This is a genomic window from Pseudomonas sp. Tn43, assembly GCF_014192635.1.
Taxonomy (GTDB): Bacteria; Pseudomonadota; Gammaproteobacteria; order Pseudomonadales; family Pseudomonadaceae; genus Aquipseudomonas.
In genome coordinates this window covers 106,483-120,243 of the sequence record NZ_JACHYG010000009.1, presented here as the reverse complement: position 1 = coordinate 120,243, position 13,761 = coordinate 106,483, and the positions used below count along the sequence as shown (strand labels likewise).

The 13,761-nt window shown below is 60.2% G+C and carries 12 protein-coding genes; 7 read left to right on the top strand and 5 right to left on the bottom strand.

Going from position 1 to position 13,761, the window contains the following annotated elements:
- The first annotated feature begins 90 nt into the window (after positions 1-90).
- The 6 genes from gatC (at position 91) to FHW68_RS21915 (ending at position 5,423) form a co-directional block, all read left to right on the top strand.
- Positions 91-378 carry an Asp-tRNA(Asn)/Glu-tRNA(Gln) amidotransferase subunit GatC gene (gatC, locus tag FHW68_RS21940; RefSeq protein WP_077045271.1) on the top strand — a complete coding sequence of 96 codons (288 nt, stop codon included), beginning with the start codon at positions 91-93 and terminating at the stop codon, positions 376-378.
- 16 nt (positions 379-394) lie between these two features.
- Entirely contained in the window at positions 395-1,846 is a 1,452-nt protein-coding gene (gene gatA / locus FHW68_RS21935) for an Asp-tRNA(Asn)/Glu-tRNA(Gln) amidotransferase subunit GatA (protein WP_183683093.1), read from the top strand.
- A 10-nt stretch (positions 1,847-1,856) separates the two neighbouring features.
- Positions 1,857-3,302 carry an Asp-tRNA(Asn)/Glu-tRNA(Gln) amidotransferase subunit GatB gene (gene gatB, locus FHW68_RS21930; RefSeq protein WP_183683091.1) on the top strand — a complete coding sequence of 482 codons (1,446 nt, stop codon included), beginning with the start codon at positions 1,857-1,859 and terminating at the stop codon, positions 3,300-3,302.
- A 257-nt stretch (positions 3,303-3,559) separates the two neighbouring features.
- Entirely contained in the window at positions 3,560-3,934 is a 375-nt protein-coding gene (locus tag FHW68_RS21925; RefSeq protein WP_095634856.1) for a septal ring lytic transglycosylase RlpA family protein, read from the top strand.
- A gap of 50 nt (positions 3,935-3,984) precedes the next feature.
- Positions 3,985-5,046: a calcium/sodium antiporter gene (locus tag FHW68_RS21920; protein WP_183683089.1), complete on the top strand. Its 1,062-nt coding sequence runs from the start codon at positions 3,985-3,987 to the stop codon at positions 5,044-5,046.
- Positions 5,043-5,423: a carboxymuconolactone decarboxylase family protein gene (locus FHW68_RS21915; protein ID WP_095634858.1), complete on the top strand. Its 381-nt coding sequence runs from the start codon at positions 5,043-5,045 to the stop codon at positions 5,421-5,423. The genes FHW68_RS21920 and FHW68_RS21915 overlap by 4 nt, the downstream gene beginning before the upstream one ends.
- A gap of 122 nt (positions 5,424-5,545) precedes the next feature.
- On the opposite strand, the gene FHW68_RS21910 is transcribed toward FHW68_RS21915, so the two are convergent.
- The 5 genes from FHW68_RS21910 to kdgD all read right to left on the bottom strand — a co-directional run bounded on the left by FHW68_RS21910 (position 5,546) and on the right by kdgD (position 12,180).
- Positions 5,546-6,487 (bottom strand): AEC family transporter, encoded by a 942-nt coding sequence (locus FHW68_RS21910; RefSeq protein WP_183683087.1) that lies wholly within the window; start codon positions 6,485-6,487, stop codon positions 5,546-5,548.
- A gap of 182 nt (positions 6,488-6,669) precedes the next feature.
- Positions 6,670-8,223: a galactarate dehydratase gene (gene garD, locus FHW68_RS21905; protein WP_183683084.1), complete on the bottom strand. Its 1,554-nt coding sequence runs from the start codon at positions 8,221-8,223 to the stop codon at positions 6,670-6,672.
- An 11-nt stretch (positions 8,224-8,234) separates the two neighbouring features.
- A complete protein-coding gene (locus tag FHW68_RS21900; RefSeq protein WP_095631266.1) occupies positions 8,235-9,602 on the bottom strand; it encodes an MFS transporter in 1,368 nt (455 codons plus the stop codon).
- 160 nt (positions 9,603-9,762) lie between these two features.
- A complete protein-coding gene (locus tag FHW68_RS21895) occupies positions 9,763-11,208 on the bottom strand; it encodes an aldehyde dehydrogenase family protein (RefSeq protein WP_183683081.1) in 1,446 nt (481 codons plus the stop codon).
- Positions 11,209-11,268: 60 nt separating this feature from the next.
- On the bottom strand, positions 11,269-12,180 hold the full coding sequence (gene kdgD / locus FHW68_RS21890) for a 5-dehydro-4-deoxyglucarate dehydratase (protein ID WP_095631264.1): 912 nt from the start codon (positions 12,178-12,180) through the stop codon (positions 11,269-11,271).
- A gap of 235 nt (positions 12,181-12,415) precedes the next feature.
- Here kdgD and FHW68_RS21885 point away from each other — a divergent pair, with 235 nt between their 5' ends.
- On the top strand, positions 12,416-13,747 hold the full coding sequence (locus FHW68_RS21885; RefSeq protein WP_183683078.1) for a phospholipase: 1,332 nt from the start codon (positions 12,416-12,418) through the stop codon (positions 13,745-13,747).
- Positions 13,748-13,761 lie beyond the last annotated feature (14 nt).

Here is a 13,761-nt window from a genome sequence, read left to right as displayed (position 1 = left end):
AATCGCGGCCTTGAGACCGTAGAAATGCGGTAGTGTTCCGACAATCTAACACACGGACGCCGTCCGTTCTGTTTTCCACTGGAGAATCCCATGGCGCTTGAACGCTCCGACGTGGAAAAAATCGCTCATTTGGCCTGCCTTGGCCTCAATGAAGCCGATCTTCCACACATCACTTCGGCCCTGAACAGCATTCTGGGGCTGGTCGACGAAATGCAAGCGGTCAATACCGACGGTATCGAGCCGCTGGCCCACCCACTGGAAGCCAGCCAGCGCCTGCGTGCAGACGTGGTGACTGAAACCAATAATCGCGAGGCCTATCAGTCCATCGCACCAGCGGTCGAAAACGGCCTGTATCTGGTTCCGAAAGTCATCGACTAAAGGGAAAGAGCCTGCAATGCATCAATTGACTCTGGCCGAGATCGCCCGCGGACTCGCCGATAAAAAGTTTTCTTCCGAAGAGCTGACCAAAGCCTTGCTGGCGCGCATCACCCAGCTCGACCCGCAGCTCAACAGTTTCATCAGCCTCACCGAAGACCTGGCGCTGCAGCAGGCGAAAGCCGCTGACGCTCGTCGGGCCAACGGTGAGAGCGGCGCCCTGCTCGGCGCGCCGATCGCCCACAAAGACCTGTTCTGCACCCGAGGCATCCGCACCAGCTGCGGCTCGAAGATGCTCGACAACTTTAAAGCACCGTACGACGCCACCGTGGTCGCCAAACTGGCTGCTGCCGGGGCCGTGACCCTGGGCAAGACCAACATGGACGAATTCGCCATGGGGTCGGCCAACGAGTCGAGCTACTACGGGCCGGTGAAAAACCCGTGGAACCTGGAACACGTTCCGGGCGGTTCGTCCGGCGGTTCGGCGGCTGCGGTTGCCGCGCGCCTGTTGCCGGCAGCCACCGGCACCGACACTGGCGGCTCGATTCGTCAGCCCGCCGCGCTGACCAACCTCACCGGCCTGAAACCGACGTACGGTCGCGTTTCGCGCTGGGGCATGATCGCCTACGCGTCCAGCCTCGATCAGGGCGGCCCATTGGCCCGCACCGCCGAAGACTGCGCGATCCTGCTGCAAGGCATGGCCGGTTTCGACCCGCAGGACTCCACCAGCATCGACGAACCGGTGCCTGATTACAGCGCCGGCCTCAACGGTTCGCTGCAAGGTTTGCGCATCGGCGTGCCGAAGGAATACTTCAGCGCAGGCCTGGACCCACGCATCGCCGACCTGGTCATGGCCAGCGTTGAAGAGCTGAAAAAGCTCGGTGCCGTGGTCAGGGAAATCAGCCTGCCGAACATGCAGCACGCCATTCCTGCGTACTACGTGATCGCCCCGGCGGAAGCGTCTTCCAACCTGTCGCGTTTCGACGGCGTGCGTTTCGGCTATCGCTGCGAAGACCCGAAAAACCTGGAAGACCTGTACAAGCGTTCCCGCGGCGAAGGTTTCGGCCCGGAAGTACAGCGCCGAATCATGGTCGGTGCCTACGCGCTGTCGGCCGGTTACTACGACGCCTACTACCTGAAGGCGCAGAAAATCCGTCGCCTGATCAAGAACGACTTCATGGCGGCCTTCAATGAGGTCGACATCATCCTCGGCCCGACCACGCCGAACCCGGCCTGGAAACTCGGCGCCAAGAACAGCGACCCGGTCGCGGCATACCTGGAAGACGTCTACACCATCACCGCCAACCTCGCTGGTTTGCCGGGCCTGTCCATGCCTGCAGGTTTTGTCGATGGCCTGCCGGTCGGCGTGCAGTTGCTCGCCCCGTATTTCCAGGAAGGCCGCCTGTTGAACGTTGCCCATCAGTATCAGCAGAACACTGACTGGCACACCCGCACACCAACCGGCTTCTGAGGAGAAACACATGCAATGGGAAGTCGTGATCGGGCTGGAGATTCATACCCAGCTCACCACCCGGTCGAAAATCTTTTCCGGTAGCTCCACCACTTTCGGTTCCGAGCCGAACACCCAGGCCAGCCTTGTAGACCTGGGCATGCCTGGCGTATTGCCGGTGCTGAACCAGGAAGCGGTGCGCATGGCGGTGATGTTCGGCCTGGCCATCGATGCAGAAATCGGCCAGCACAACGTGTTCGCCCGCAAAAACTATTTCTACCCGGACTTGCCCAAGGGCTACCAGATCAGCCAGATGGAATTGCCGATCGTCGGCAAGGGCCACCTGGACATCGCGCTGGAAGACGGCACGGTCAAACGTGTCGGCATCACCCGCGCGCACCTGGAAGAAGACGCGGGTAAAAGCCTGCACGAAGAGTTCAACGGTGCCACCGGCATCGACCTGAACCGCGCCGGCACGCCGTTGCTGGAGATCGTTTCCGAGCCGGACATGCGCAGCGCCAAGGAAGCCGTGGCTTACGTCAAGGCAATCCATGCACTGGTGCGTTACCTGGGAATCTGCGACGGCAACATGGCCGAAGGCTCGCTACGTTGCGACTGCAACGTGTCGATCCGTCCAAAGGGTCAGGTTGAATTCGGTACGCGCTGCGAGATCAAGAACGTCAACTCGTTCCGCTTTATCGAGAAAGCGATCAACAGTGAAGTGCAGCGTCAGATCGAGCTGATCGAAGACGGCGGCAAGGTGATCCAGCAGACCCGCCTGTACGACCCGAACAAGGACGAAACCCGTCCGATGCGCAGCAAAGAGGAAGCCAACGACTACCGTTACTTCCCCGACCCGGACCTGCTGCCAGTGGTGATCGAGGACTCGTTCCTCAATGAGGTGCTCGCCACCCTGCCGGAGTTGCCACCACAGAAACGCGAGCGCTTCCAGGAACAGTTCGGTCTGTCGGTCTACGACGCCAGCGTGCTGGCCACCAGCCGCGAGCAAGCCGATTACTTCGAGAAAGTCGTGAACATCAGCGGCGACGCCAAACTGGCGGCTAACTGGGTGATGGTTGAGCTGGGCAGCCTGTTAAACAAACAAGGCCTGGACATCGACCAGTCGCCGGTTTCGGCCGAGCAACTGGGTGGCATGCTGCTGCGCATCAAGGACAACACCATCTCCGGCAAAATCGCCAAGGTGGTGTTTGAAGCCATGGCCAACGGCGAAGGCAGCGCGGATGAGATCATCGACAAGCGCGGCCTCAAGCAAGTGACCGACACCGGCGCGATCTCGGCGGTGCTGGACGAAATGCTCGCGGCCAACGCCGAGCAGGTCGAACAATACCGCGCGGCAGACGAAGCCAAGCGCGGCAAAATGTTCGGCTTCTTCGTCGGCCAGGCCATGAAAGCCTCCAAAGGCAAAGCCAACCCGCAACAGGTCAACGAACTGCTTAAAAGCAAGCTCGAAGGCTGATGAGAAGGGAGCCAGTTTTGAATATTGGCTCCATTGCTGTGGTAACGGGCTTTTGTAGCCAGAGGCTTTTGTGGCGAGGGAGCTTTTGTGGCGAGGGGGCTTGCCCCCGTTGGGTCGCGAAGCGACCCCAAACATCTGGATTGCGGTTGTATTTCACAAACCGAGTATCCAGGTTTTGGGACTGCTGCGCAGTCCAACGGGGGCAAGCCCCCTCGCCACATAAGCCCGCTCTCACATCTATTTTGGGAGCTTTTTGAATGAAGCGTCTGCTCAGTGCCTGCGCCCTGCTCTCTTTGCTGGCCGGTTGCGCCAGTACGGATACCATCGATCCACACGGCTACGACAAGGCCGGCGTAGCTTCGTATTACGGCGCCAAACACCATGGCAAACGCACCGCCAGCGGCGAGCGTTTCAACCAGCACGGCCTCACCGCCGCCCATCGCCAGTTGCCATTCGGCACCCGGGTAAAGATTACCAACCTGAATAACGACAGATCCTGCGTGGTGCGCATCAACGACCGCGGGCCATACTCGCGTGGGCGCCTGATCGACGTGTCACGTGAAGCGGCCGAACAGTTGGGCATGTTGCGCAGTGGCACCGCTAAAGTTCGTGTGCAAGCCCTCGACGACTGATAGACGGAGCGCTGACTATTTTCGGACTGGCCGATTTACCCCTGATCAGCGTGATTGAATTGTTCAGCGGTCTGTTTTTACTGATTGCCGGCGCCGAACTGATGGTGCGTGCCGCCGTACGCCTGGCCGCGCGACTGCAGGTGCGCCCGCTGATCATCGGCCTGACCATCGTGGCCTTCGGCAGCAGCGCACCGCAAATGGCGGTCAGCCTGCAAGCTACCCTGGCGCAAAACGCCGATATCGCCGTCGGCAGCGTGATTGGCAGCAGCATCTTCAACATCCTCGTCACCCTCGGGCTCTCGGCGCTGATTATTCCGCTGCGGGTTTCGCGGCAATTGGTGCGCCTGGACATCCCGCTGATGATCGGCGCCAGCCTGCTGGTATTCGTACTGGCATGGAACGAAGAACTGAGCCGGTTCGACGGCATGATGCTGCTGGCCGCGCTGGTGCTGTACCTGGGCTTGCTGCTGCGCCAGTCACGGCACTCGGCCCGCCCGCCATCGGGCGCACATGAGGCACGGCAGGCACCCTGGTTCGGCAGCCTGCTGATGATTGTCGCCGGGCTGGCGATGCTGGTGTTCGCCGGGCACTTGCTGCTCGGCGCCGCAGTGACGGTCGCGACCGACCTGGGGTTATCGGAGCGGATCATCGGCCTGACCGTCGTCGCCGTCAGCACCTCCCTGCCGGAGCTGGCCACTTCGTTGATCGCCGCATTGCGCGGTCAGCGAGACATCGCGGTGGGCAACGTCATCGGCAGCAACCTGCTCAACCTGTTGGGCGTGCTCGGGCTGACCACATTGATCGCGCCGTCGCCACTGTCAGTCTCGCCGAACGCTTTGGATTTCGACCTGCCGGTGATGCTCGGTGTCGCGGTGCTGTGCCTGCCGGTGTTCTATTCCGGCTACCGCGTGACGCGCGCCGAGGGCCTGCTGTTTTTGGGTTTGTACCTGGCCTATGGGCTGCACGTGGTGTCGTTCACCACCGGCATGCCGCTGGCCGGCAAGCTTGAACGCCTGATGCTGTTTTTCGTCCTGCCGGCGCTGGGGGCGTTTTTGCTGTTCACCTCGCTACGTGCCTGGCGTCGCCAACACCACAAGAGAGAATTGCCATGACCGACAACAAAAAGCCTGGGGTTGAAGTCCGTCGCCAAGTGATGGGCGACGCTTTCGTCGACCGCGCGTTGGCCAACGCCACCGAGTTCACCCAGCCGCTGCAGGACTTCGTCAACGAACACGCTTGGGGCGGAGTGTGGAACCGCGAAGGTCTGCCGCTGAAAACCCGCAGCCTGATCACCCTCGCCGCGCTGACCGCGTTGAAGTGCCCGCAAGAGCTGAAAGGCCACGTGCGCGGCGCGCTGAACAACGGCTGCACGGTGGAAGAAATTCGCGAGGCGCTACTGCATTGCGCGGTGTATGCCGGCGTGCCGGCGGCGATCGATGCATTTCGGGCGGCGCAGGAAGTGATTGATAGCTATCAGAAGCCGGAGTAATTTCGCCGCATTGAAAAAGATCGCAGCCTTGTAGGAGCTGCCGAAGGCTGCGATCTTTTGATCTTTGTCACCTTCGAGCACGCCAAAAATCAAGATCAAAAGATCGCAGCCTTCGGCAGCTCCTACGCCCATCCACCCCACTGCAACAAAAAGATCCCGACGTTGGTGGTGACCGCCGCCATCAGCGTGGTAATCACGATGATCGCTGCCGCCAGTTCATGATTGCCGTTGGCCTGCCGGGCCATGACGAAACTGGCCGCCGCAGTGGGGCTGCCGAAGTACAAAAACAGAATCCCCAATTCCGCCCCGCGAAACCCCCAGAGCCAGGCCCCGAGTGTTGCCAGCACTGGCAGGCCGATCATCTTCACCAGGCTTGAACTGAGCGCCATCGTGCCGCTTTTACGCATCGCCGCCAGCGACAACGTGCCCCCGATACAGATCAACGCCAACGGCAAGGTGGTTTGTGCCAGGTACTGGCCGGACGTTTCCAGCCACCCCGGCAAACCAATCTTGAAGTACGCAAACGGCGTCGCCGCAAACACGCTGATGATCAGCGGGTTAACCATCACGCTTTTGCAGATGCTCCACGGGTCAGACTTGATCACCGGGCTGTAAACCGCCAGCACGATGGTCGAGAGTGTGTTGTAGAACAGGATCACCAACGCCGCGAGAATGGCCCCCAGGGAAATCCCGTAACCACCGTACATGCTCGCCGCCAGCGCCAGGCCGATAACGCCGTTATTACCGCGAAACGCGCCTTGGGTATAGATGCCCCGGTCTTCCCGCGGGCATTTCCAGATCGCCCAGCCCCAGGCAATCGCAAAACTCATCAGCGTGGCAATCGAGAAGTAGATCAGCAGCGCCGGTTGCAGCGCGGCATGCAGGTCGGCATGCAAGATGCCCAGAAACAGCAACGCCGGCATGCTGACGTTGAACACCAGGGCCGACGCGGTATGAATGAAGTTATCGTTGATCCAGTCGATGCGCTTGAGCAGCGCCCCCAGAAACAGCATGGCAAACACCGGCGCGGTGATGTTCAGGGTTTCGAGGAAAATAGCCAGCATGCCGGGGGAACCTTGGGTGGGCGTCGTTAGGGGGCTAATGATAAGCCACTGGGGACGTTGGCGTCTGGTAGAACGCCTTCGCGGGCAAGCCTCGCTCCTACAGGATCGCGTCGTTCGCGGAAAATACGTACGACGCGATCCTGTAGGAGCGAGGCTTGCCCGCGAAGAACGATAACTCGGTCTCAGGTGATAGGCGCAGGGTTGAACAAGGTGATGTCGTTATGCAGCTTATGCTGCTCGGCCCACGTCTGTTTCTTGCCACTGGCCACGTCCAGGTAGTAGTGGAACAACTCCCAGCCAAGCTCTTCGATCGACGCCCGCCCGGTCGCAATGCGCCCGGCATCGATATCGATCAAATCCGGCCAGCGTTGCGCCAGTTCTGTGCGGGTCGACACCTTCACCACCGGCGCCATCGCCAACCCGTAAGGCGTGCCCCGCCCGGTGGTGAACACATGCAGGTTCATCCCCGCCGCCAACTGCAACGTCCCGCAGACAAAATCACTGGCCGGGGTCGCGCAGAAAATCAGCCCTTTGCGCTTGAACCGTTCGCCGGGGCCCAGTACCCCGTTGATCGCGCTGCTGCCGGACTTGACGATCGAACCCAGCGACTTCTCGACAATGTTCGACAACCCGCCCTTCTTGTTCCCCGGCGTGGTGTTGGCACTGCGATCCGCTTCGCCCTTGGCCAGGTAACGGTCGTACCAGTCCATTTCCCGCACCAGCTCCTGAGCCACCTCCTCGGTTTCGGCGCGGGACGTCAGCAGGTAAATCGCGTCGCGCACCTCGGTGACTTCGGAAAACATCACCGTCGCCCCCGCCCGCAATAACAGGTCCGAGGCATAGCCCAGCGCCGGGTTGGCAGTGATGCCAGAGAATGCATCGCTGCCGCCGCACTGCATGCCGAGGATCAACTCGGACGCCGGCACGGTTTCCCGACGACGCAGGTCGAGCTTCTTCAAACGAGTCTCGGCCAGCGCCATGATCTGCTCGATCATCTCGGTGAAACCGTGACTGGAATCTTGCAAGCGGTACAACCACGGCTCGCTCAAATCCACCGAGCTATCGTTTTCGTGCATCACCTGCCCGGCCTGCAATTTCTCGCAGCCCAGGCTGATCACCAGCGCTTCGCCGCCCAGGTTCGGGTTGCGCGCCAGGTTGCGCACAGTGCGGATCGGGATGTATGCGTCGGTGGCGGTGATCGCCACGCCACAGCCGTAACTGTGGGTCAGCGCGACCACGTCATCGACGTTCGGGTACTGGGGCAGCAACTCGTCCTTGATGCGTTTCACTGCGTGATCCAGCACGCCGGTAACGCACTGCACGGTGGTGGTGATGCCCAGAATGTTGCGCGTGCCAACGGTGCCGTCGGCGTTGCGAAAACCCTCGAAGGTGAAGCCTTCCAGCGGTGCCTGCGCGACCGGCACTTCGGTGGACAGCGGCAGGCTGTCCAGCGGTGGCGCGGTCGGCATGCGCAGTTGATCTTCCTTGACCCAGCTGCCGCGAGGGATCGGCTGCAACGCATACCCAATGGTCTGGCCGTAACGAATCACCTGGCCGCCCTGGGGAATGTCCTCGAGAGTGACCTTGTGGCTCTGCGGCACGAAATCCACGGTGACCAGGCCATCGGGGAATTCCGTACCGGCCGGTACGCCCTGATCATTGACCACGATCACCACATTGTCCCGCTCGTGCAGGCGGATGTAGCGCGGCGAGTCGGAATGTTCAATCAACTGCATGACGCCGCTCCTCAGGAATGCGCTTCGGACAATTTACTGTTGGTTTCGGGACCGCTGACAGGCGGCTCTTTGAGCACCACACGTTTGATCGGGCCAACGATCACCAGATAGCTGAAGACTGCAACCAGCGCGTTGCAACCGACGAACACCAGCGCCCATTTGAACGAACCGGTGGAGCTGATGATGTAGCCGATAACGATTGGCGTGGTGATCGACGCAATGTTGCCGAAGGTGTTGAACAGGCCACCGCTCAGACCGGCGATCTGTTTCGGCGAGGTGTCGGACACCACCGCCCAGCCCAACGCGCCCACGCCTTTGCCGAAGAAGGCCAGGGCCATGAAGCCGACGACCATCCATTCAACGTCGACATAGTTGCAGGCCACGATGCTGCTGGAAACCAGCAGGCCGGCGATGATCGGCGTCTTGCGGGCGAAGGTCAGCGAGTGGCCTTTGCGCAGCAGGTAATCGGAAATCACCCCGCCCAGCACGCCACCGATAAACCCGCAGATCGCCGGCAGCGAGGCAATGAAACCGGCCTTGAGGATGGTCATGCCGCGCTCCTGCACCAGGTACACCGGGAACCAGGTGAGGAAGAAGTAGGTGATGCCGTTGATGCAGTACTGGCCCAGATACACGCCGAGCATCATGCGGTTGGTCAGCAGCTGGCGGATGTAGTCCCACTTCGGACCGTCGCCTTTTTTGCCTTTGCCTTTGTCCTGGTCCATGTCGACCATGCCGCCATTGTCGGCAATGTGCTTGAACTCGGCGTCGTTGATCATCGGGTGTTGGCGCGGGCTGTAAATCACCTTCAACCAGATCCCCGAAAAGACGATGCCGATCACGCCCATGACGATGAACACGTGCTGCCAGCCAAACGCATAGACAATCCAGCCCATCAGCGGTGCGAACAACACAGTGGCGAAGTATTGCGCCGAGTTGAAGATCGCAGACGCTGTGCCGCGTTCAGCGGTGGGGAACCAGGCTGCCACAATGCGTGCATTGCCGGGGAACGATGGCGCTTCGGCCAGCCCCACCAAAAAGCGCAGCATGAACAGCGCAACCACCGCCGTAGAGAGGCCGAACTCACCGACATAGCCTTGCAGCACGGTGAACAGCGACCAGGTGAAAATGCTCAACGCGTAGATTTTTTTCGAACCGAAACGGTCCAGCAGCCAGCCACCGGGAATTTGCCCGGCCACGTAGGCCCAACCGAATGCGGAGAAGATATAACCGAGGGTGACCGCGTCGATGCCGAGGTCTTTTTGCAGGCTGGAGCCGGCGATTGCGATAGTGGCCCGGTCGGCGTAGTTGATCGTGGTCACCAGAAACAGCATGAGCAAGATCAAATAGCGGACGTGAGTCGGCTTGGTCGATTGCATTGTAGATGTACTCCCACTGATTATTTTTATGCGCGGGTGAATCTTCTTTGGTCGGTCTTTTGTGGGAGCTGGCCTGCCAGCGATACAGGCCACGCGGTGTGTCAGTCACACCGCGATGATGCTATCGCCGGCAGGCCAGCTCCCACAGGTATTACGTGGATCAGGAGCCGATGTAGCTGGTCTTCACGACCGTATAAAACTCTTGCGCATAGCGACCTTGCTCACGTGAGCCATAGGATGAACCCTTACGCCCACCGAACGGAACGTGGTAATCCACGCCGGCGGTCGGCAGGTTGACCATCACCATCCCGGCCTGGGAGTGGCGCTTGAAGTGGTTGGCGTACTTCAGCGACGTGGTGGCGATACCCGCCGACAGACCGAACTCCGTGTCGTTGGCCATGGCCAGCGCTGCCTCGTAATCAGCCACGCGAACGATATTGGCCACCGGGCCGAAGATCTCTTCGCGGCTGATGCGCATCGCCGCTGTGCTGTCGACAAACAAGGTCGGCGCGAGGAAGTAGCCTTCGGTGTCGCACGTCACCAGAGCACCGCCACTGACCAGACGCGCACCTTCGCCCTGGCCGATGTCGATGTATTTCATGTCCTGTTCAAGCTGAGCCTGCGAGACGACCGGACCGATATCGGTGCCGGTTTTCAGCGCGTGACCGACCTTGATCGACTTCATGCGCTCGGCCATGGCGTCGACGAATTTGTCGTGAATCCCGGCGGTGACGATGAAGCGGCTCGAGGCGGTGCAACGCTGCCCGGTGGAGTAGAACGCGCTCTGTACCGACAGTTCGACCGCTTGCTTGAGGTCGGCATCATCGAGAATGATCTGCGGGTTCTTGCCGCCCATTTCCAGCTGAACCTTGGCCTGGCGCGATACGCAGCTGACAGCGATCTGCCGACCGACACCGACGGAGCCAGTGAAGCTGATGCCGTCGACTTTCGGACTCTGCACCAGCGCATCGCCAACCACCCGACCGCTGCCCATCACCAGGTTGAACACGCCAGCGGGGAAGCCGGCGCGGGAGATGATTTCCGCCAGCGCCCAGGCACAGCCCGGTACCAGATCGGCAGGCTTGAGCACGACGCAATTGCCATAAGCCAGGGCCGGTGCGATTTTCCACGCCGGGATCGCAATCGGGAAGTTCCACGGAGTGATCAAGCCGACCACACCCAACGCTTCGCGGGTCACTTCGACGTTGACGCCCGGACGCACCGACGGCAAATAGTCGCCGGACAGGCGCAGGCATTCACCGGCGAAGAACTTGAAGATGTTGCCGGCGCGAGTCACTTCGCCGATGGCTTCGGGCAGGGTCTTGCCCTCTTCCCGGGCCAGCAAGGTGCCAAGCTCTTCGCGACGGGCAAGGATCTCGCTGCCGACTTTATCCAGGGCATCGTGACGTGCCTGAATGCCCGAAGTGGACCAGGCCGGGAACGCGGCGCGGGCGGCGTCGATGGCGGCGTGAACCTGGGCCAGATCAGCCTTGGCGTAATCGCCGAGGGAATCGGTCAGCTCCGAGGGGTTGATGTTGGCGCAGTAATCACTGCCCGCCACCCATTCGCCGTTGATGTAGTTGTCGTAACGCTTTGCATCAGCCACTTGAAGATCTCCTCACGCAACAAGCCGCTGATTGCTCAGCGGCCTTGGTTTTATCGAGTGTTATTGCGCACCTTGCTTGTCGATCAGCGCGGCGAGCATTTCGTACTCTTCGCCCGTCAGATCGGTCAGCGGCGCACGCACCGGACCTGCGTCGAAGCCGGCGATTTTCGCCCCGGCCTTGACGATGCTCACCGCGTAACCGGCCTTGCGGTTACGAATGTCCAGGTACGGCAGGAAGAAGTCGTCGATGATCTTGCCAACGGTGGCGTGATCTTCGCGAGCAATGGCGTGGTAGAAATCCATCGCGGTTTTCGGGATGAAGTTGAACACCGCCGAGGAATAAACCGGCACGCCCAGCGCCTTGTAAGCCGCGGCGTAGACTTCAGCGGTCGGCAAACCGCCCAGATAGCTGAAACGATCACCGAGGCGGCGACGGATCGACACCATCAACTCGATATCGCCCAGGCCATCCTTGTAACCAATCAGGTTCGGGCAGCGCTCGGCCAGACGTTCCAGCAAAGGAGCGGTCAGGCGGCAAACGTTGCGGTTGTAAACCACCACGCCGATTTTTACCGATTTGCAGACCGCTTCAACGTGGTCGGCAACGCCGTCCTGGCTGGCTTCGGTCAGATAGTGCGGCAGCAGCAACAGGCCTTTGGCGCCCAAACGTTCGGCTTCCTGAGCGTATTCGATGGCCTGGCGGGTGGCGCCGCCTACGCCGGCAAGAATCGGCACGCTGGTGGAACAAGTGTCGACGGCAGTCTTGATGATTTCCGAATATTCGCTGGCCGCCAGAGAGAAGAACTCACCGGTGCCGCCCGCGGCGAACAATGCCGAGGCGCCGTATGGGGCCAGCCATTCGAGACGCTTGATGTAGCCCGCGCGATGGAAATCGCCCTGAGCATTGAAGTCGGTGACCGGGAACGACAGCAGGCCGGAAGAGAGGATGGACTTCAGTTCTTGTGGATTCATTATTCGAACACCCTGGGTAGCAACGTTGTGTGAGAAAACCGTTCAGCCTTCGCCGAAGTTGTAGGTCATCGTACAACTTAAAATACAACCGTCAACTGCATTTCATCGTGAGCCGCAAAATCTGCGTCGGAAAAAGTAATCCCTTGACGTAGGAAATTTCTCATCTATGATCCAGATAGCTGTATATACATACAGTTAAATTTGATTCTACCTACGACATATCAAGGAGCTAGAAATGTCAGGTGTACACGCACAATCGAAGGAAAAAACCCGACAGATCATCGCCGATCTGGATGATCTTTTTACCGAGCACGGCATCGCCCTTTCTGGCAATGGCGACATGCTTAAACTCACCGCCGGCAGCCATCACGGCCTCAAGCAGCGGCGCCAGGGCCCGCTGCCGACACCAACAGAAAATACGCTGAAAGGCGCGCCCCAGCTGAGGTTTGAAGGTGCAGAACATACCGCGATCGGCGACAGCACCCTGCTGCGTTTCGTCAAGGATGCGCCTGCCATACCGGCCTCTCAGGTGGAGTTGCACCTGCCCAATGGCCTGGCATTGACCTATGGCCAAGTGATTGCGCTGGGAGGTGATTTCTATGGAATTCCCGACCAACCAATCTGCGAAGGCGCAACAGCGGCGGACCGGATCCAGCGCTTTACCAACGCCTTCAATTCCCTGGCGGTATTGCCGGCCTCAAACGCCGAGGCGAAGTTGATCCTCGGTGTCATGCAGAAAGAAATCGCCGCCATCCAGCAAGCGATCAGGGACGGTAAAGAGCCTCATGAGGCTTATGATGCCTTGGGTGATACGTTGTCAGAAGAGTGGAACAAGATCACCGGCGGCGGCAGTTTCGTCTCGGCGCTGTTCCCGTTGGGGCGCTATTTGAAACTGGCCGCCAACAATGCTGACCACTTTGCTGAATGGGCGCTGCTGGCTTACATCGCCGGGCACACGGCAGCGCTGCAACAAGCGGTGCTGGCCCACAACAGCGGCGATGAAAAGCAGCTGGAGCTGGCCTATGCGATGAACGCTTTTGCCGATCACTCCTTGACCGACCTGTATTCCGCCGGTCACCTGCGCGTCCCGCGCAAACAGTTGGCGGCGGTGGTCACGCCCAGCGATCTCGGCTCATTGATTACCCGCTTCATGCACGATGAAGACAGCAAGTTCGGCCTCAACGTGAGCAATGGCAACGGCGATCGCTGGCACGCCTACGGCGACAAGCGCTACTTCGACACCATCGACAGCGCCAATCGCGCCCAGGTCAATCAAGCGGTTCAGGTGTCTGCGGATGAAGTGTTTGCGGCGTACCTCAGCGGCACTGCTCCATCGGCCGGCAGTTTTGCTGCGTTGAAAAGACTGCCCGACCTGCAAGCGGTTCTGAACCCGGCCGGCAATTTCTCGCCACTGTTCAAGGTCGAGGGCGACAAGGTATTGCGGCGCAAGGACGTCAACAATTTGAACGACACCGCCACCGTGGACGACTGGTGGGGCTGGAGCACGTATCTGCTGCTCAAGGATTACCAACCAACTGGCGTGCTGAATTCAGCGGCCAATGCCTGATAAGGAAATCACTG

Excerpts from the sequence above, each read along its gene's own strand:
- kdgD (WP_095631264.1), bottom strand. The coding sequence starts at position 12,180 with ATGAATCCACAAGAACTGAAGTCCATCCTCTCTTCCGGCCTGCTGTCG.
- gatB (WP_183683091.1), top strand. The coding sequence starts at position 1,857 with ATGCAATGGGAAGTCGTGATCGGGCTGGAGATTCATACCCAGCTCACC.
- gatC (WP_077045271.1), top strand. The coding sequence starts at position 91 with ATGGCGCTTGAACGCTCCGACGTGGAAAAAATCGCTCATTTGGCCTGC.
- gatA (WP_183683093.1), top strand. The coding sequence starts at position 395 with ATGCATCAATTGACTCTGGCCGAGATCGCCCGCGGACTCGCCGATAAA.
- FHW68_RS21915 (WP_095634858.1), top strand. The coding sequence starts at position 5,043 with ATGACCGACAACAAAAAGCCTGGGGTTGAAGTCCGTCGCCAAGTGATG.
- garD (WP_183683084.1), bottom strand. The coding sequence starts at position 8,223 with ATGCAGTTGATTGAACATTCCGACTCGCCGCGCTACATCCGCCTGCAC.
- FHW68_RS21925 (WP_095634856.1), top strand. The coding sequence starts at position 3,560 with ATGAAGCGTCTGCTCAGTGCCTGCGCCCTGCTCTCTTTGCTGGCCGGT.
- FHW68_RS21885 (WP_183683078.1), top strand. The coding sequence starts at position 12,416 with ATGTCAGGTGTACACGCACAATCGAAGGAAAAAACCCGACAGATCATC.
- FHW68_RS21910 (WP_183683087.1), bottom strand. The coding sequence starts at position 6,487 with ATGCTGGCTATTTTCCTCGAAACCCTGAACATCACCGCGCCGGTGTTT.
- FHW68_RS21900 (WP_095631266.1), bottom strand. The coding sequence starts at position 9,602 with ATGCAATCGACCAAGCCGACTCACGTCCGCTATTTGATCTTGCTCATG.